The 18160-nt window shown below is 36.3% G+C and carries 19 protein-coding genes and 1 tRNA gene; 7 read left to right on the plus strand and 13 right to left on the minus strand.

Going from position 1 to position 18160, the window contains the following annotated elements:
* Window positions 1–60: 60 nt before the first annotated feature.
* The 6 genes from N4270_RS02270 to trxA all read right to left on the minus strand — a co-directional run bounded on the left by N4270_RS02270 (window position 61) and on the right by trxA (window position 3726).
* Complete coding sequence (locus tag N4270_RS02270) at window positions 61–234, minus strand: hypothetical protein (RefSeq protein WP_260095172.1); 174 nt, start codon at window positions 232–234, stop codon at window positions 61–63.
* A 329-nt stretch (window positions 235–563) separates the two neighbouring features.
* Window positions 564–1373, minus strand: coding sequence for a hypothetical protein (locus tag N4270_RS02275; protein WP_260095173.1), 810 nt, complete (start codon window positions 1371–1373; stop codon window positions 564–566).
* Between the two features lie 182 nt (window positions 1374–1555).
* A tRNA-Asp gene (locus N4270_RS02280) sits at window positions 1556–1629 on the minus strand.
* 77 nt (window positions 1630–1706) lie between these two features.
* Window positions 1707–2636: a DUF58 domain-containing protein gene (locus N4270_RS02285; protein ID WP_260095175.1), complete on the minus strand. Its 930-nt coding sequence runs from the start codon at window positions 2634–2636 to the stop codon at window positions 1707–1709.
* Window positions 2637–2779: 143 nt separating this feature from the next.
* On the minus strand, window positions 2780–3322 hold the full coding sequence (locus N4270_RS02290) for a ClpP family protease (RefSeq protein ID WP_260095176.1): 543 nt from the start codon (window positions 3320–3322) through the stop codon (window positions 2780–2782).
* An 86-nt stretch (window positions 3323–3408) separates the two neighbouring features.
* Complete coding sequence (trxA, locus tag N4270_RS02295) at window positions 3409–3726, minus strand: thioredoxin (protein ID WP_204344155.1); 318 nt, start codon at window positions 3724–3726, stop codon at window positions 3409–3411.
* Window positions 3727–4037: 311 nt separating this feature from the next.
* On the opposite strand from trxA, the gene N4270_RS02300 reads away from it, so the two are divergent.
* Together N4270_RS02300 and N4270_RS02305 are read left to right on the plus strand one after the other, a co-directional pair.
* A complete protein-coding gene (locus N4270_RS02300; RefSeq protein ID WP_260095177.1) occupies window positions 4038–4469 on the plus strand; it encodes an SRPBCC domain-containing protein in 432 nt (143 codons plus the stop codon).
* The gene (locus tag N4270_RS02305; protein WP_260095178.1) at window positions 4459–4785 is read left to right on the plus strand and encodes a helix-turn-helix transcriptional regulator; all 327 of its coding nucleotides are present in this window, start codon (window positions 4459–4461) and stop codon (window positions 4783–4785) included. Before N4270_RS02300 ends, N4270_RS02305 begins: the two co-directional genes overlap by 11 nt.
* 12 nt (window positions 4786–4797) lie before the next feature.
* Here the strand turns inward: N4270_RS02305 and dnaE are convergent, their stop codons facing one another.
* The 3 genes from dnaE to N4270_RS02320 form a co-directional block, all read right to left on the minus strand.
* Window positions 4798–9183 (minus strand): DNA polymerase III subunit alpha, encoded by a 4386-nt coding sequence (gene dnaE, locus N4270_RS02310; protein WP_260095179.1) that lies wholly within the window; start codon window positions 9181–9183, stop codon window positions 4798–4800.
* A gap of 164 nt (window positions 9184–9347) precedes the next feature.
* Entirely contained in the window at window positions 9348–9797 is a 450-nt protein-coding gene (locus N4270_RS02315) for a PA2169 family four-helix-bundle protein (protein ID WP_260095180.1), read from the minus strand.
* Window positions 9798–10020: 223 nt separating this feature from the next.
* On the minus strand, window positions 10021–10515 hold the full coding sequence (locus N4270_RS02320) for a DUF6252 family protein (protein ID WP_260095181.1): 495 nt from the start codon (window positions 10513–10515) through the stop codon (window positions 10021–10023).
* 316 nt (window positions 10516–10831) lie between these two features.
* Here N4270_RS02320 and N4270_RS02325 point away from each other — a divergent pair, with 316 nt between their 5' ends.
* The 5 genes from N4270_RS02325 to N4270_RS02345 all read left to right on the plus strand — a co-directional run bounded on the left by N4270_RS02325 (window position 10832) and on the right by N4270_RS02345 (window position 15095).
* The gene (locus N4270_RS02325; protein WP_260095182.1) at window positions 10832–11356 is read left to right on the plus strand and encodes a 30S ribosomal protein S16; all 525 of its coding nucleotides are present in this window, start codon (window positions 10832–10834) and stop codon (window positions 11354–11356) included.
* A 104-nt stretch (window positions 11357–11460) separates the two neighbouring features.
* Window positions 11461–11994, plus strand: a complete 534-nt coding sequence (gene rimM / locus N4270_RS02330) for a ribosome maturation factor RimM (protein ID WP_260095183.1) — start codon at window positions 11461–11463, stop codon at window positions 11992–11994.
* 81 nt (window positions 11995–12075) lie between these two features.
* Window positions 12076–12789, plus strand: coding sequence for a tRNA1(Val) (adenine(37)-N6)-methyltransferase (locus N4270_RS02335; RefSeq protein ID WP_260095557.1), 714 nt, complete (start codon window positions 12076–12078; stop codon window positions 12787–12789).
* 62 nt (window positions 12790–12851) lie between these two features.
* Window positions 12852–14030 carry an acyl-CoA dehydrogenase family protein gene (locus N4270_RS02340; protein ID WP_260095186.1) on the plus strand — a complete coding sequence of 393 codons (1179 nt, stop codon included), beginning with the start codon at window positions 12852–12854 and terminating at the stop codon, window positions 14028–14030.
* A gap of 168 nt (window positions 14031–14198) precedes the next feature.
* Window positions 14199–15095: a metallophosphoesterase family protein gene (locus N4270_RS02345; protein WP_260095187.1), complete on the plus strand. Its 897-nt coding sequence runs from the start codon at window positions 14199–14201 to the stop codon at window positions 15093–15095.
* Here N4270_RS02345 and N4270_RS02350 read toward each other — a convergent pair.
* The 4 genes from N4270_RS02350 to N4270_RS02365 form a co-directional block, all read right to left on the minus strand.
* Window positions 15092–15424, minus strand: coding sequence for a 2Fe-2S iron-sulfur cluster-binding protein (locus N4270_RS02350; RefSeq protein ID WP_260095188.1), 333 nt, complete (start codon window positions 15422–15424; stop codon window positions 15092–15094). The genes N4270_RS02345 and N4270_RS02350 overlap by 4 nt on opposite strands.
* A gap of 3 nt (window positions 15425–15427) precedes the next feature.
* A complete protein-coding gene (locus N4270_RS02355) occupies window positions 15428–16495 on the minus strand; it encodes an NAD(P)/FAD-dependent oxidoreductase (RefSeq protein ID WP_260095189.1) in 1068 nt (355 codons plus the stop codon).
* Between the two features lie 174 nt (window positions 16496–16669).
* Window positions 16670–16912 (minus strand): NifU family protein, encoded by a 243-nt coding sequence (locus tag N4270_RS02360; protein WP_204344169.1) that lies wholly within the window; start codon window positions 16910–16912, stop codon window positions 16670–16672.
* Window positions 16913–18052: an Mrp/NBP35 family ATP-binding protein gene (locus tag N4270_RS02365; RefSeq protein ID WP_260095190.1), complete on the minus strand. Its 1140-nt coding sequence runs from the start codon at window positions 18050–18052 to the stop codon at window positions 16913–16915.
* Window positions 18053–18160: the final 108 nt, after the last annotated feature.

Here is an 18160-nt window from a genome sequence, read left to right on the forward strand (position 1 = left end):
ATAAAAAAACCCATAACTACAACTAGAGTTATGGGTTTTTATTAAATAGATTTTATTCGTTTATCCGTTATTAGGAAGCTTAAGCCCTTTTTTAGTATGGGCTAATAAATCTGTCTTATTGTGTTGTTTAAACTCAATAGTATCTGTCGAATCTACAATAGAGTCACTCGTTTGTCCTGAAACAGTTAATAATAATACTGCAAGTAGTAGTAAAGTAATTTTTAGGGTCTTCATGTTTGTTAATTTTAGGGATTACATTCAATTTTAATTATGTTAATAATAAAACAGCATCAAAAATGCCAATTCGAGGGAAGAATGGATTATTAACTTTTGGACATAAAAAAGCCCAATTAAATTGAGGGAAAATTTAAATACCTAATGGCATCTAAACATGAATGGATTAATAAGATTTCCTTGATAAGTGATTTTAGGGGCTTAAGAAGGACTCCAAACATACTACTTTTTAGGAGATAAACAAAAATATATCCGATGAAATGTGTTTTTATGTCGACAAAACGCAAAATGACACTTTAAAATTGTTAATTACATGTTGATAACTTAGCTTATTGAATATTGGGATTAAAAGGCGCTGCATCTTGATTATCTGGTGTACCGTCCAAATCAGAATCTCTAACATCATCAGAAATAACTAACAACTGCCAATGCAATGGCAAAAAAGTTTCCATCACTAAGTTATCATATTCGGCTGTTGGACCAGTAGCCAAGGTGACCGATATAAATGTATTCCCTAAGCTTGGCATAAAATGAGTTTGAACTATAAGTGAAGCTGTAAAATCCCCAAAACGTATTAAGCGCGCACCAAAGGTTGTTGGAAAGCCAAACTCATTGGTTTGTTGCGTTGTCGTACAAATCACATCGGGTGTCCCATTAAAACCATGAAATTGCATGATTTGATTCAACTCAAAAGCAATGACGTCATTAATTTGAATTTGCCCTACAAACGGACTCGATGGGATATATCGCCAAACCACATTATTGTCGTTTCTAAACACATTAACACCTATGGTTCCTGTTTGTTGGTCTGTAATTTCTTGAGCAACATAACCTTGAGGCATTATAAAACCTAAAGCCGGATACTGCGGATGAATAAATTGCTGACCAGGATTTGCAATAGTTGGTATTTGAGCCAAAGGCGTAGGTAAACTATGACCACTATCCCAATAGACTGCTGTAGGTCCCGAAATACCATTACAAATTTGAGAATTAAATTGATTTAGCTGTTGATTTCCGCCATCTTCATTAGTGCTGCAAGCACATAAAAAAGAGATGATGGCTAATAAAATAATATATCTAAAGGCTTTCATGATGTCATTGTTTTTTATCACATCGAAAGGCTTTAGAAATGTCATCATGATGGTCATAAAACAAAAAAGCATCCCGATTTTCAATTAAGAAAAAAGGAAAGCTTCTCATCGGTAAGAACTCAACAACATTGAGTGTCTCACAACTCTAGGATTGCTCCTAGAACAACACAACTATTTTTATTGCTAAAAAAAGCTCCAATTTCTTAGAGCTTTAGTTTTGCAATTTTTAGCGGTCTGGACGGGACTCGAACCCGCGACCTTCGCCGTGACAGGGCGACATTCTAACCAGCTGAACTACCAGACCGTTGCTTTATTGCGAGGGCAAATATACATTCGATTTTTAATATCACAAACATTTTGCAAAGAATTTTGACAAAAAATTTAAATAAACTTTTGTCGCTCTACCATGTAAGTGGTTAAGATTTTATCAAAGGGTTTATTGATATCTGCCTCAACATATTTAATTTGATATTGACCGCATTTTAATCGGATGCTCTTAAAGTAATCATCTACAGCACTTTCGTAACCTTCTTTTACCGTATCTGGATATAAATTTATAAACTCATTAGTCTCGACATCTATAAATCGCTTTGGTGTATTATCAAAGTCAAACTTGAGTTCTTTTTCTTTGTCTATCACATGAAATAAGATCACTTCGTGCTTATTGTATTTTAAATGTCGTAGCGCTTCAAATAGTTTCACGTCATCACTAGAGGTCTGAAACATATCCGTAAAAAAGAAAATTAACGAACGTCTATGAATATTTTCAGCAATTTGATGTAAATAAGTATACGTTTCTGTTTGCTTATTCACTTGCTTTGAAAGCACCATATTGCTCAACTCAGCTAATAACATCTGATGGTGACGTTCACTCCCTTTTTCTGGTGCGTAATAATCATAAGCATCACTATAAATACTTAAACCAACAGCATCCCGTTGTTTCTTTAAAATATGCATCAATGAGGCAGACGCCAAGGCCGAAAATCCAATTTTATTCAACTTGGAAATACTAAATTCTTTAAGCTCTGGATAATGCATCGAACTACTGTTGTCTACAATTAAATGACAGCGTAAGTTGGTTTCATCATCGTAGCGTTTGGTATAGAGTTTATCGGTTTTAGCGTATAACTTCCAGTCAATATGTCGCGTGCTTTCGCCTTGATTATAAATTTTGTGTTCGGCAAACTCTGCAGAGAATCCGTGAAACGGACTCTTATGCATTCCAGCAATAAAACCTTCCACGACTTGCTTGGCAAGTAGCTCTAAGTTTTTAAAGCCGCCTGCTTTATTAAGTTCTGCCTGTAAATTCATTTATTTTAGATATAAGACCGCTTCGCTTTAAGAGTCTAGAACCAAGACTTATTAGTTACAACTTATTTTAAACTGTTAAAACGAATAGAATCTGCTTTAGTTTTTAATATGGCGTCTATTCTCTTTTCTCTTTATTCTAACTTCTATATTATTTTGTCTACGATGCCATAGGCTTTAGATTCTTCAGCGCCCATCCAATGGTCACGATTAAAATCTTTCATTACTTTCTCAACATCTTGACCACAGTTGTCGGCTAAAATTTGAGCGCTCAATTCTTTTGTTTTTAAAATTTCCTGAGCTGTAATTTCTATATCACTTGCTTGTCCGCGAGCACCACCACTTGGTTGATGAATCATCACTCTGGCATGTGGCTGAATAAATCGTTTGCCTTTGGTTCCAACAGATAACAAAATAGAACCCATAGAAGCTGCCAAACCTGTACAAATGGTCGACACATCGCTATTTAACGACTTGATGCAATCATACATCGCAAATCCTGAAGTAACATAACCACCCGGACTATTAATATACAAATGAATGTCTTTCGTTTCTAACGCGTCTAAATACAACAAACGATCAATCACATGTTTAGCCGATTTATCGTCTACCATACCCCAAAGAAACACCTTTCGGTCTTCTAATAATTTACTATCTATTAAGTCTTGTGCTTTTGCTTGCTTACTCATACATTATAATTTTAGTTAAAAATAAAAAAAGGTTCACCATAATGGCAAACCTTTTATCATTTCTTTTAGATTATATCTAATAATTCTTATAATAAAGAATCAATCGCGTCTGTATATGCATTTTTAGGAGCAACACCAACCTGACGACCAACAACCTCTCCGTTTTGGAATACCAAAACCGTCGGAATATTACGTACGCCATACTTAGCAGCAAATTCTTGATTCGCATCAACATCTACTTTACCTACAACAGCTTTACCGTCGTATTCTGTGCTAATTTCATCAATGATTGGTCCAACCATTCTACATGGTCCACACCAAGCAGCCCAAAAATCAACCATTACAGGTTTATCACTCTTTAATACTGTTTCTTCAAACGTTGCATCTGTTATTTCTAATGCCATAATTATAATATCTATATGTTTAACTTCGTTTTTATTTAATACACAAAATTAGTCAAAAATTTTGCCAAACCTTACATTGTCAGTATTTGTTTTGATTATGAGCATATTGAACAATTGTATCATAACTTTTTGGGCGCATAAACCAGGCTCTCACTACTCGCTTCCCAGCTAAATAAAGCTGGGAGAGCTCAAACATACCGTTCCATCCTTTGCGCTAAACAATATAAATGCAACCCAAAAGTTGCGTATTAATAATTTTCTTTATAATTTAGCAACCATAAAGTTGCATATTAATCAAAAAACAAACAGTCATGAACGATGTCATTACAAAAGAAAAAGTATTTAATCATCCTATAGATAAGGTATGGGATGCCATTTCTAAAGCTGAAGAAATCTCAACCTGGTTTATTCAGGCCGATTTTAAAGCGCAAAAAGATTACCAGTACACCTTCACTTCAGAACCAAACGAAAAAGGCTGCACAACCATTAGCGGAACCGTTAAAGAAGCGCATCCTTATGTATTAGTTTACACCTGGATTGTCGCCGATACAAACGTAGAAACAATCGTAACCTGGAAACTAGAATCTGTCGCCGAAGGCACAAAACTATATTTAGAACATTCAGGGATTTCCAATTATGAAGGCGATACTGCAATTGCTATGTTTGAAAGTTTTAATGGCGGATGGGAGAACTGTATTAACGGACTTACAGCTTACTTAAAACAAGAAGTGAATGCAGGATAGAATCACACAAGTATTTAAAGCTATTGCCGACCCGACAAGGCGTGAGATTTTCCACGCCTTGGTCATAGCAAGTTCAGCCTTATCAATTACACAAATTGCGAGTCAGTTTGATATGAGCCGACAAGGTGTTACCAAACATATCAAAACCTTAGAAAATGCAGGATTGGTTGTATTAGACAGTCAAGGACGTGAGCGCTTTTGTAACGCCAATGCAAAACCGCTTAAAGAAGTTAATAAATGGATGACGTTCTATGAGCAATTCTGGGATGACTCATTAGAAAACCTAGGCAGTTATTTAGATCAAAAAGCAACCTAAAACATCTATTGCTTAATTCAACTTATACATGACATGATTGCGATCTAATTCATGTAAAAGTTCTTGAGAGATCTTAACTTTTTGCTTGCGACTAGGCATGTTCAATTTGATTTTTTCAATATTATCATAAATGACAAAATTGAGTGCTTTTTCGCCTTGATGAATTCTAAATAAGTCTTGAAGAACTGCAATTCGTTCCTTTTCTAAATCGCTAATATTTAATTGAATGGATAACTTTCTGGCATAAGTATCCATAACATCATGTAATAACTGAAAACTATTAAACTGCAATCTTGGATCGCTCTTTTTTCCAGTATCTCTGTTAACCCAACCTTCTCTAATAAAGGCTTTTACGTACACGAAACTATTTTTTACCAAAAAGTGACGGTATTTTAAATACTCTTCTCCAAAAATTCTAAACTCAAAACTATCGGTATAATCTTCAACCATAAATATAGCCCAGCCTTTACCCTGTTTACTCACCCGATGCTGAATATCGGTCACAACACCTCCAAAAGTCATCTCACGATTCACATAGGTTTCTAAGTCATTAAACATTGCTAAATTGGCATTGCAAAATGTTTTCATTTCTACTTTAAAATCATCTAAAGGATGTCCAGAAATATAAACTCCAACAACTTCCTTCTCTTGGGCTAATTTTTCCATAGTTCCCCATTCTTCACATGGTGGTACAATAGGTTCAGCGATTTGAACATCACTGGCTTCACCAAACAAACTCACTTGAGCCGAATTTTCATTATCCTGATGTTTAGCTCCGTATTTTATAGCCTTCTCTAAAAAGGTAATCCCATCGCCATCATCATGAAAATATTGAGCACGATGTGTATCACCAAACCCATCAAAGCCTCCAGCTAAAGCTAAATTTTCAAAAGCTTTTTTATTGGCCGCTCTAAGGTCAATACGTTTAGCCAAATCAAAAATGGATTTGTAATGTCCGTTCTCTTTACGATTAGCAACAATAGTTTTAACAGCACCATGACCTACCCCTTTTATGGCACCCATTCCAAAACGAACAGCACCATCTTGGTTAACCGAAAATTTATAATACGATTCATTAACATCAGGTCCTAATACATCTAAACGCATACGTTTACATTCTTCCATAAAGAAGGTGACCTGCTTAATATCGTTCATGTTATTTGATAATACTGCAGCCATATATTCGGCTGGATAATGGGCTTTTAGATAAGCCGTCTGGTAAGCAATCCAGGCGTAACAGGTAGAGTGCGATTTATTAAAGGCATAACTTGCAAAGGCTTCCCAATCTTTCCATATTTTTTCAAGTTTTTTTGCATCATGACCATTAGCAACAGCTTGTTCGATAAACTTAGGCTTCATTTTATCGAGAACCGCAATTTGCTTTTTACCCATGGCCTTTCTCAAAACATCGGCTTCACCTTTGGTAAAATCGGCAAGCTTTTGTGAGAGCAACATCACCTGCTCCTGATAGACAGTAATTCCGTAAGTTTCTTTGAGATACTCTTCCATTGCTGGCAAATCGTACTCAATCTCTTCATCACCATGCTTACGACGAACAAAACTCGGAATATATTCCATTGGTCCTGGTCGGTATAAAGCATTCATCGCAATTAAATCTTCAAAAACAGTTGGCTTTAAATCTCTAAGGTGCTTTTGCATGCCTGGAGATTCATATTGAAAGACTCCTACAGTTTCTCCGCGTTGGAATAGTTCGTAAGTTTTCTGGTCATCTAAAGGAAAGGTTTCAGGATCTAATAAAATGTCATGCTTGGCTTTAACAATTTTAACCGTATCCTTAATTAAGGTCAACGTTTTTAATCCTAAGAAATCCATTTTAAGCAAGCCTGCATCTTCAACCACCGAGTTATCGAACTGAGTGACATATAAATCCGAATCCTTAGCGGTTGCAACTGGAACAAACTTGGTAATATCATCTGGTGTTATGATAACACCACAGGCGTGAATACCTGTATTTCGAACAGAGCCTTCAAGTGTTCTTGCTAAGTTTACGGTTTCAGATTCGAGATCATCTCCATCAGCAATATTGAGTAGTTCGTTTACTTTTTCTAAATCTTCAGCTCTAAACTTCTTCCCTAATTCCTTTTCATCGAGACCAAAAATTTTATTCAACTTAGACATGGTCGGAATCAACTTTGCAATTCTATCCGCATCAAATAAAGGTAGATCTAAAACCCTCGCCGTATCCCGAATTGAAGATTTTGCAGCCATAGTTCCGTAGGTAATAATCTGAGCTACTTGATTGGCGCCGTACTTTTCGATAACATAGTCCATGACACGACTTCGTCCTTCATCATCAAAATCGATATCAATATCTGGCATACTAATACGATCTGGATTTAAGAAACGCTCAAAAAGTAGATCGTATTTTAAGGGGTCTATGTTGGTAATCCAAAGGCAGTAAGCAACTACTGAACCAGCTGCCGAACCACGACCAGGGCCAACCGATACATCCATGTTTCGGGCTTCTCTGATAAAATCTTCAACAATTAAGAAATAACCAGGATATCCTGTATTTTCAATAACACTTAATTCAAAATCAAGACGCTCTGTAATCTCTTCGGTGAGTTCTCCATAGCGTTTTTTGGCACCTTCGTAAGTTAAATGTCTTAAAAATGCATTTTCACCACGCTTTCCACCATCGGCTAAATCGGCATCATCTTTAAATTCATCAGGAATATCAAAAGCTGGTAATAAAACATCACGTGCCAGTTGATAAGCTTCCACTTTATCAACGACCTCCTGAATATTGGTAATCGCTTCAGGAATATCTCTAAAGAGCGCTTTCATCTCTTCCGAAGATTTAAAATAATACTCCTGATTTGGCAAGCCATAGCGATAGCCACGACCTCTTCCAATTGGGGTCGCTTGTTTTTCGCCATCTTTTACACAAAGTAAAATATCATGAGCATTGGCATCTTCTTGTTTGCAATAATAGGTATTGTTGGTCGCTACAATTTTAACATCGTGTTGTTGGGCGAGTTTTATCAATACTGGATTCACACGATTTTCGTCCTCTTGATTATGGCGCATCAACTCTACATATAAATCGTCACCGAACTCTTGTTTCCACCAGATGAGAGCTTCTTCGGCTTGATTTTCACCTACATTCAATACTTTGCTCGGAACTTCTCCATAAAGGTTTCCTGTTAAGCAGATTAAATCGTCTTTATATTGCTGAATGAGTTGTTTATCAATTCGTGGCAAATAGTAGAATCCATCCACAAAGGCATGAGATGAGAGCTTGGCCAAATTATGATATCCTTGCTTGTTTTTGGCGATTAATACGATTTGATATCCATTATCTTTTCGTGTTTTATCGGTGTGGTCTTCACAAACAAAAAATTCGCAACCAATGATGGGCTTGATTTCTTTTAAATCTGAAGTTTCCCCTTTGGCCTTGGCTTCTTCAATTTTGGCTTTTACAGATTTATTATGAGTACTAACAGCCTTTACAAAATGAAAAGCACCCATCATATTCGCGTGATCGGTTAAGGCTACTGCTGGCATTTGATGTTCTGCAGCAACAGCAACAAGATTGGAAATACTGATGGTTGACTGTAATACTGAAAACTGAGAATGGTTGTGAAGGTGCACAAAATCAACATCAGCTAAACCAGAAATATTCTGCTTTATTTCGGCTTCAGAAATACCATCACTTTGTAACTTTTGGAGCCGCTCATTAATTTTTGCGCTTTCCCTCTTTAAATTGATATGTTTTAAACCAATCAGTTGAATCGGTTGCGGATTCGCTTTATTGAAATTTTCAAAATAGTCTGGCTGAACATCCAATTGCTCTTTGGTATATTCTCCAAGACGAATCAATTCTAAAAAGCAACGAGTGGTCGCTTCAACATCGGCTGTTGCGTTATGCGCTTCTGCGAATGGCGTATGAAACAAATGCTGATGCAACTCTGTTAAGGTTGGAAGTTTAAACTTTCCGCCTCGCCCACCAGGAATCTGGCAAAGCGTTGCTGTATGTTCAGTACAGGTATCTAAAACTGGGAGTTCTTGAAGTTGATTCGCGACACCTTCTCTAACAAATTCGGCTCCCATAATGTTGAGATCGAATGTTACATTTTGACCTACGACGAATTTCGTTTTCGATAATGCAGCATTAAATTTCTCTAATACCTCTTGAAGTGAAACGCCTTGTTCTTGTGCTAATTCGGTAGAAATCCCATGAATTTTTTCCGCATCATAAGGAATATTAAAACCTTCGGGTTTAACTAAGTAATCCTGATGATCGATACAGTTTCCCATAGCATCGTGGAGTTGCCAAGCAATTTGAATACATCGTGGCCAATTATCAACATCTGTAATTGGTGCATCCCATCGTTTTGGTAATCCTGTGGTTTCGGTATCGAAGATTAAATACATGTAATTTTATCAGTTTTTAGTCATAACCCTTTATAAAAAAGGCTCAAAAAGTAAGTTTATAAAATTACAAAGAAACTCGACTTTTTACGATGAAAGTTATAAACAGTTTTAAACAAAAAAAGCCAGCTTTATTAAGCTGACTTTTAACTATTATGTTACAGGGATTAGGACACGAGTTCCTCATGAACTTTTTCTGTATTTATGGCCGATTGAATCGAATTTCTATGTTTCAACAATAAGGCATCGATTGTTGGTGGCAAATTAGGTGTTGTTATAAGCTCGTTGTACTCCTCTAAGCTTGACTCTTCACCTTTAATTGCTTCTTCAAGAACGGCCTCTTCGTTGTTTGAACTAAAGGTAGATTTTAAGGTCATCCAATTGCGATGCATTGCTCCTTTAAAACTACCTGAATCTTCTGGAATTTCTCCATATTGTAAGATTTCAGTTCTAAGTTCTTTAGCAAATTCACTGCGTTCTGTTGCTCTTCTTTTAAAGAACATTTTTAATCGGTCACTATCAACATTCTTGATGGCATTTAAATACCCTTTCTCTGCGTCGTAGTTTTTTACTAACAATTCATTTAATTTATTTGAAATTTCTTCAGAATACTTCATTTTCTCTATACATTTTTTAAATTTCAATACTTTTTTTTGTGATGCGTATTGTTTCACATCGAACTATATATAGTATACTAAAAATTGTAGGAAAAATCTAACAAATTAACATTTTTAACAAAGCTTTATCTCTCTTTAACAAAAAACGCAACCTTTAAGGCTGCGTTCTGTATATTAGATGTTGTAAAAGATGTTCAAGACACCTTTTGAATTTAAAGTTGTATTAATCACTTATAACAACCAAACCTCCAACTATAGGCACATTATAAAAAACACCTTCATTAAAATTAACGGTTTGCTGGCCATCTTCTGTATAGGCATAAAACCAGAATCTACCTGTCATTGTTTTAGGAGACGTATTAAGAATACGTTCTACGATTATCTGACCTTCAGCTGGGTAAATTGAAAGGCTTTCATCTGGATCATTAGCAGTAGAATATACCACACCGTTTGCATCCTTAAATATAGCGACGTTTGGACCATCACCACCCAATTCATAAGTACCAACAAGGTCTTCATCAGTAACAAGTTGTATAGTTTCTACATTATTACTCCCTTCCACTAAAAATCCGCCAAAATCTATATCAGCTGCAAAAGATGAAGCTCTCCATTGATTTCCGTCATAATTTCCTTGAATTGCTGGGGTATTAAATTCAACCTCATCACCACAACTAAATACTAGCAATACAGTAACAAGGACTAAGGTTAATTTTTTCATTTTAATTTGGTTTCAATATTGCTTTCGCAAAATTTAATAACGTTTAAAGAACTCCAAAAGTATAATAAAATTTCAATATGTACTCAACTTGAGTTTTTTTATTAACTGAAATATCTTGTTTTTACTTTGAAATCAAGCAATAACAAGTTATGTTCATTAAGCTTTTGAAAGCCAGAGCACATTTTTAAGTCTTAGTCTTTAAAGTCTGAAAAAATTAAATACTTAACTAAAATAAAATATTGAGAATTAAATAATTGTATTATCTTTGCGCCTCATTAATAATAGAGGTCGCGAACCTCACAAATTAATTAAATTTATGCCTGTAAAAATTAGATTACAAAGACACGGTAAAAAAGGGAAACCTTATTATTGGATCGTTGCAGCAGATGCACGAGCAAAAAGAGATGGTAAATACTTAGAAAAATTAGGTGCTTACAATCCAAACACGAATCCAGCAACTGTAGAATTAGATGTTGATGGTGCCGTAAAATGGCTTCAGAATGGTGCACAACCAACTGATACAGCCAGAGCAATTTTATCTTATAAAGGTGCATTGCTTAAAAACCACTTAGCTGGAGGTATTACTAAAGGCGCTTTAACTGAAGAGCAAGCAGAAGCTAAATTCAATGCTTGGTTAGAAGAAAAAGCTGCTAAAGTACAAGCTAAAGCAGATGGTTTAACTGAAGCGCAAGCAAAAGCTAAAGCAGAAGCCTTAGCTGCTGAAAAAGCAGTAAATGACGCCAGAATAGCTGCAGCTGCTCCTGTTGTTGAAGAAGAAGCAACTGAAGAAGCTCAAGCTGAAGGTGATACTGAAGTTACAGCTTCAAACGAAGAAGAATAGAAATTTATTTTTTTATACTTTTAAACTCCGATACCTTGTGTCGGAGTTTTTTAGTTTTATTACTTATATTTTCCAATACTTAGGAAAAGAAAATTACACGCTACATGCAAAAAAAAGACTGCTTCTTTCTTGGTAAAATTGTAAAAAAATACAGTTTTAAAGGTGAGTTACTCGTTAAGTTAGATACTGATGAACCTGAACTTTACGAACACATGGACTCTGTTTTTGTGGAAGTCCGCAACAACCTTGTGCCATTTTTTATAGAATCCTCTCAGTTACATAAATCTGAATTATTACGTATCAAATTTGAAGATGTTGATACTGAAGCCGATGCCGACGCACTCATTAAAAGCGGATTGTATTTACCTTTAGAATTTCTACCAAAACTGGATGATGATAAATTTTATTTTCATGAAATTATCGGATTTAAAGTGGAGGATAAAAATTTTGGTCATGTAGGCATCATTACGTCTGTTAATGATTCTACAGCGCAATCTCTTTTTGAAATTGACAGAGATGGGATCGAAATTTTAATTCCGATGAATGATGAGTTTATTTCAAAAGTTGACAAAACAAATAAGACTATTTTTGTTGATACGCCTGAAGGTTTGATAGATTTGTACTTGGAGCAAAACTAGTTTTTCGTCATGCTGAATTTATTTCAGCATCACATCACACATAAAAATAATGAGATCCTGAATCAAGTTCAGGATAACCATATGAATAAACCGTTTCAATTCAAACAATTTACGGTCAACCAAGATCAATGTGCTATGAAAATTGGGACCGATGGAGTTTTGTTAGGCGCATGGACTTCTATAGAAAACCATCCTTTTTCAATTTTAGACATTGGTGCTGGAACTGGTATTTTATCCTTAATGTTAGCACAACGAAGTCATGCTGAAGTTATAGAAGCCTTAGAAATTGACGATCAAGCCTATGAACAATGTGTTGAAAATTTTGAGCAATCGCCGTGGAATGATCGCCTGTTTTGCTATCATGCCTCATTAGAAGAATTTGCTGAAGAAATTGAAGATCAATACGATGTCATTATTTGCAATCCGCCTTTTTATTCTGAAAGCTATAAAACCGAAAACAAGCAACGTGACTTAGCGCGATTTCAAGACGCTATGCCTTTTGAACACCTCGTAGAAAGTGTTGCTGTATTACTTTCAGAAAATGGATTATTTTCAATCGTGATTCCTTTTTCAGAAGAACAAAATTTTATAACACTAGCATCTAACACCGGACTTTTTCCGAAGCGAATTACACGAGTAAAGGGCAGCCCGACTTCAGAAGTTAAACGCAGTCTTTTAGAATTTACAAGGTTAAAAACTGAATTAAAAACTTCAGAATTAATTATTGAGACTGAACGCCATCGCTATACGAATGACTACATTAAACTTACCAAAGATTTTTATCTGAAAATGTAAGTTAGCTTTTGTTCTATGAAAACGTTTTCGTTACTTTTGCTTTAAACTTTGCAAACAACAATATGAAGCCAGATTTATTCGAAGCACCAGATTATTACAACTTAGATGAATTACTAACTGAAGAGCACAAATTAGTACGTGATGCAGCCAGAGATTGGGTAAAACGCGATGTGTCTCCTATCATTGAAGAAGCTGCTCAAAATGCTGAATTCCCGAAATCAATTATTGGAGGACTAGCAGAAATTGGTGCCTTCGGACCTTATATTCCTGTAGAATATGGAGGTGCTGGTTTGGATCAAATTTCTTATGGATTAATCATGCAGGAAATTGAACGTGGTGATTCTGGAGTTCGAAGTACCGCCTCAGTGCAATCCTCTTTAGTGATGTACCCAATATGGAAATATGGTAACGAAGCGCAACGTCAAAAGTATTTGCCAAAATTAGCCTCAGGAGAATGGATAGGCTCGTTTGGACTAACCGAACCAGACCATGGAAGTAATCCTGGCGGAATGGTAACCAACTTTAAAGATATGGGCGACCATTATCTTTTAAATGGTGCGAAAATGTGGATTTCTAATGCGCCTTTTTGTCAAATTGCTGTGGTTTGGGCAAAGGATGAAAACGGACGAATTCACGGCTTAATTGTAGAACGTGGTATGGAGGGTTTTACAACACCTGAAACACATAATAAATGGTCACTGCGTGCTAGTGCTACTGGAGAATTGATTTTTGACAATGTAAAAGTTCCTAAAGACAACTTATTACCTAATAAATCGGGGTTAGGCGCACCACTCGGCTGTTTGGATTCTGCGCGTTTTGGTATTGCTTGGGGCGCCATTGGTGCTGCAATGGATTGTTACGATACCGCACTTCGTTATAGTAAAGAACGTATTCAATTTGGAAAACCTATTGGTCAATTCCAGTTACAACAAAAGAAATTAGCCGAAATGATTACCGAAATAACCAAAGCGCAATTATTAGCTTGGCGACTTGGGGTGATGCGTGAAAACGGAACAGCAACTTCTGCTCAAATTTCTATGGCAAAACGTAATAATGTGGATATGGCAATTAATATCGCTCGTGAAGCAAGACAAATGCTAGGTGGTATGGGGATTACTGGAGAATACAGTATTATGCGCCACTCTATGAACCTTGAAAGTGTGATCACTTACGAAGGGACACATGATATTCATTTATTGATTACTGGTTTAGATATTACAGGCCTTAATGCCTTTAAATAGTCACTAAATGACATTAAATTATTTTACTCGACACTATCGGTATGAAAATAGAATTTATAAAAATGCTTTTCAATAGAGAAGCATTTTTTTTGCAGTCTATCCAACAAAAAATTAATACTGTTGTAAAAGGTTGATTAATTTCTGCTTATTTTAGTTGAAAGTTTATTCATGTCATCAAAATCCAGACTCGATCGCGCTTATAAAAATGCTAAAGTTGTCAACTTTGACGACTCTAGTAAAATTATTCTGTTTAGTGATTGTCATAGAGGGGACAATAGTTTTGCTGATGATTTTGCTAATAATCGTAACATTTATTTTCATGCACTAAAGCATTATTATGCTGAAGGTTTTAGTTACTGCGAATTAGGCGATGGTGATGAACTCTGGGAAAACCTTTCTTTTGAATCTATATTAAATGCCCATAAAAATGTATACCTGCTTATGAAGTTATTTCATGAGCAAAATCGTCTCCATATGATTTGGGGAAATCATGATATGGTATATCGGGATCCCAAATATGTAGAAAAAAACTTATCGACCTATTTTGACCCAAAAATAGGAGAAGACGTCGAACTCTTTTGTGATATTAAATATCACGAAGGTGTGGTGTTAAAACATTCGGAAACAGGGCAAGAATTATTTTTAACCCATGGTCATCAAGCCGATTGGTGGAATTACCTCTTTTGGAAATGGAGTCGTTTTATGGTTCGTATTCTTTGGAAACCTTTAAATGTTATGGGTATTGCCGATCCTACAAGTCCGGCTAAAAACTACAAAGAGTTAATTAAAGTTGAGCGTCGCACAAAAAAATGGATTGCCGAAAACAACAATTTAATTACCATTGTTGGGCATACACATAGACCGCGATTTCCGGAGCCAGGAGATATTGCATTTTTTAACGACGGAAGTTGTGTACACCCACGTAGTATCACAGGTATTGAAATTGAACAAGGGGAGATTTCTCTCATCAAATGGCAAATTGCCACGACCGATGATGGGACACTAAAGATTGTTAGAGTGTTATTAGAAGGTCCGCGAAAATTGATAGATTATAAAACAGATTAGCTTTCTGGAGCTAGTTCTACTTCTAAACCATCCATATCTGGAGTCATTTGAATTTGACAGCCCAATCTTGAATTATCTTTTACATAAAAGGCTTCGCTTAGCATCGCTTCTTCATCATCTTGCATTTCGGGCAATTGGGTATCGCTCAACACGTAACACTGACAAGACGCACACATGGCCATTCCGCCACAAACACCGATGGTACCTTCGGGAGCTAGCTCGTAAGAACGTACGACTTCCATAAGGTTCATAGCCATATCTGTAGGCGCCTGAATCTCATGAGTCACACCTTCTCTATCGGTTATTTTTATGTTGATATCTTGTTCCATGAGTTATTTTATCGCTTTTACAACTGCTTTTGGTGCTTCTTTTCGCGTGCCATCAAACCCGTCTACTCCAGCAACCGTTGTATACTTCATCACATAACGTTTTCCCGGATTGATAATTTGATACGCCGCTTGACACATTAAAGTCGCTTCGTGAAAACCACATAAAATTAGTTTTAATTTTCCAGGATAGGTATTTACATCACCAATAGCAAAAATGCCTGGAATATTGGTTTGGTAATCTAATGCATTGTTAACAACAATAGCATTTTTTTCAATCTCTAATCCCCAATTTGCAATAGGGCCGAGTTTTGGTGATAAGCCAAATAGCGGAATAAAATGATCGCATTCAAGTTCGTATTCTTTATCGATATAAATGTTATCAGATTCTTTAACAACTACTGCTTTCACTTCGTAATCTCCTACGATACCAATCACCTCAGCAGGCGTAATCAGGTTTATTTTCTTTTTATTCTTTAAGTCTTGTACTTTTTCTACAGAATCCAAGTGCCCACGGAATTCATTTCGTCTATGAATTAAGGTGACTTCTTTTGCCACATCACTCAAAAAGATACTCCAGTCTAAAGCCGAATCACCACCTCCAGCAATAACGACTCTCTTATTTCTGTACATTTCGGGATCTTTAATAATGTACTCCACCCCTTTATCTTCGAAACTGGCAATATTATGAATTAAAGGTTTGCGTGGCTCAAAACTACCCAATCCTCCTGCTATAGCAACCACTGGCGCATGGTGTTGTGTCCCTTTGTTGGTCGTTACAATAAAGGTGCCATCCTCTTGCTTTTCTATGGTCTCGGCACGTTCACCTAAGGTAAATCCAGGCTCAAATTGTTTGCATTGCTCTAATAGCTTATCGGTTAAATCACCAGCAAGAATCTCTGGATAGGCTGGAATATCATAGATAGGTTTTTTAGGATATATTTCTGAACATTGTCCGCCAGGTTGCGGTAAGGCATCAATTAAGTGGCATTTTAATTTGAGAAGTCCTGCTTCAAACACAGTAAATAATCCTGTGGGTCCTGCTCCTATGATAAGTATATCGGTTTTAATCATAATTTAACCCACAAAAGTGGGTGTCTCTTTAATTTAACTTTGCGTTTTCAAAGTTCGTATATTCAACATGTATTTTTTATGATATTTGTCAGTTTGCGTGAAGGATTGAGCGGCTTGTTTGAGCTCCTCGAAGAGAGCGAGTAGTGAAAGCCTGACCCTTGTGGTCACGCCCAACTAAATTTCAATATTAATAACTTGTTCTATTTGAGGCGCGTATTTTTTGATGGTCATTTCGACGCCAGATTTGAGTGTCATCTGGTTGACACTACAACCAACACAAGCGCCTTGAAGCTGCACTTTAACCAGCTTGTCATCCTCAATAGATAACAGCGAAATATCACCACCATCACTTTGTAAGAATGGACGAATTTCGTCTAACGCTTTTTCGACATTTAGTCTAAGTTCTTCTGTACTCATTTATTTTTTATTTACTGCTGAGCATCCAGCCATAGTCGTTATTTTAATAGCTTCGGTTGGCGGCAAATCGTCATTACGTCTCACCACTTCTTCAACCACATTTTGAGTTATTTTCTCAAAATCTTGTTCCAGAGTTGTAGCTGTTTGTAGTGCTGCTGGGCGACCAACATCACCAGCTTCTCTGATGCTTTGTACTAAAGGTAACTGTCCTAAAAAAGGAACATCTAAATCATCGGCAAGGTTTTTGGCACCTTCTTTTCCGAAGATATAGTATTTATTTTCAGGAAGTTCTGCGGGTGTAAAATAAGCCATATTTTCAATAATACCTAACACAGGCACATTGATACTCTCTTGTTGAAACATGGCGACCCCTTTTTTGGCATCTGCTAAGGCTACATTTTGAGGAGTACTAACAACAACAGCTCCAGTTATAGGAAGAGATTGCATGATACTCAAATGGATATCTCCTGTTCCCGGAGGCAAATCGATAAGCATAAAATCGAGATCTCCCCAAGCGGCATCAAAAATCATCTGATTTAATGCTTTAGCTGCCATAGGTCCTCTCCAAACAACAGCTTGATCTGGTTTGGTAAAAAAGCCAATCGATAATAGTTTAACACCGTAGTTTTCTACAGGTCGCATTTTAGATTTTCCGTCTACAGTAACGGCTAATGGTCGCTCTAATTCTACATCAAACATGATAGGCATGGAAGGTCCATAAATATCGGCATCCAAAACACCAACTTTAAAGCCCATTTTTGCCAATGTAACAGCCAGATTAGCGGTAACAGTAGATTTCCCTACGCCACCTTTTCCTGAAGCTACTGCAATAATATTTTGAATACCGGGAATTTGTTTTCCTTTGATGACATTGGCTTCTGATTTTGCTGGAGCATCAACTTTTACATTCACCTTTACTTTGGCTTTTTCATACACTTTCTCATGAATGGTTTTCATGATCTCGACTTCGGTTTTCTTTTTTGCCTGTAAGCTAGGATTTGTGATGGTGATATCGACAATTACTTCATCGGCAAATGTTACCACGTTAGTTACTGCGCCACTTTCAACCATGTTTTGCCCGTCACCTGGAGCAGAAATGGTTTCAAGTGCTTTAAGTATATCTTGTTTATTTAGTTTCATAGCGTTTTTTACGTTGTTTTTAGAACTCTTCTTATTCAGACTAATTCTAAATGCAAAGATACTTAATAAACCTTGAAGTTTAAAGCCCAGGTATAGCTATTTCTTATG

This window comes from Psychroserpens sp. SPM9, from assembly GCF_025153525.1.
In the GTDB taxonomy this organism is placed as follows: domain Bacteria; phylum Bacteroidota; class Bacteroidia; order Flavobacteriales; family Flavobacteriaceae; genus Psychroserpens.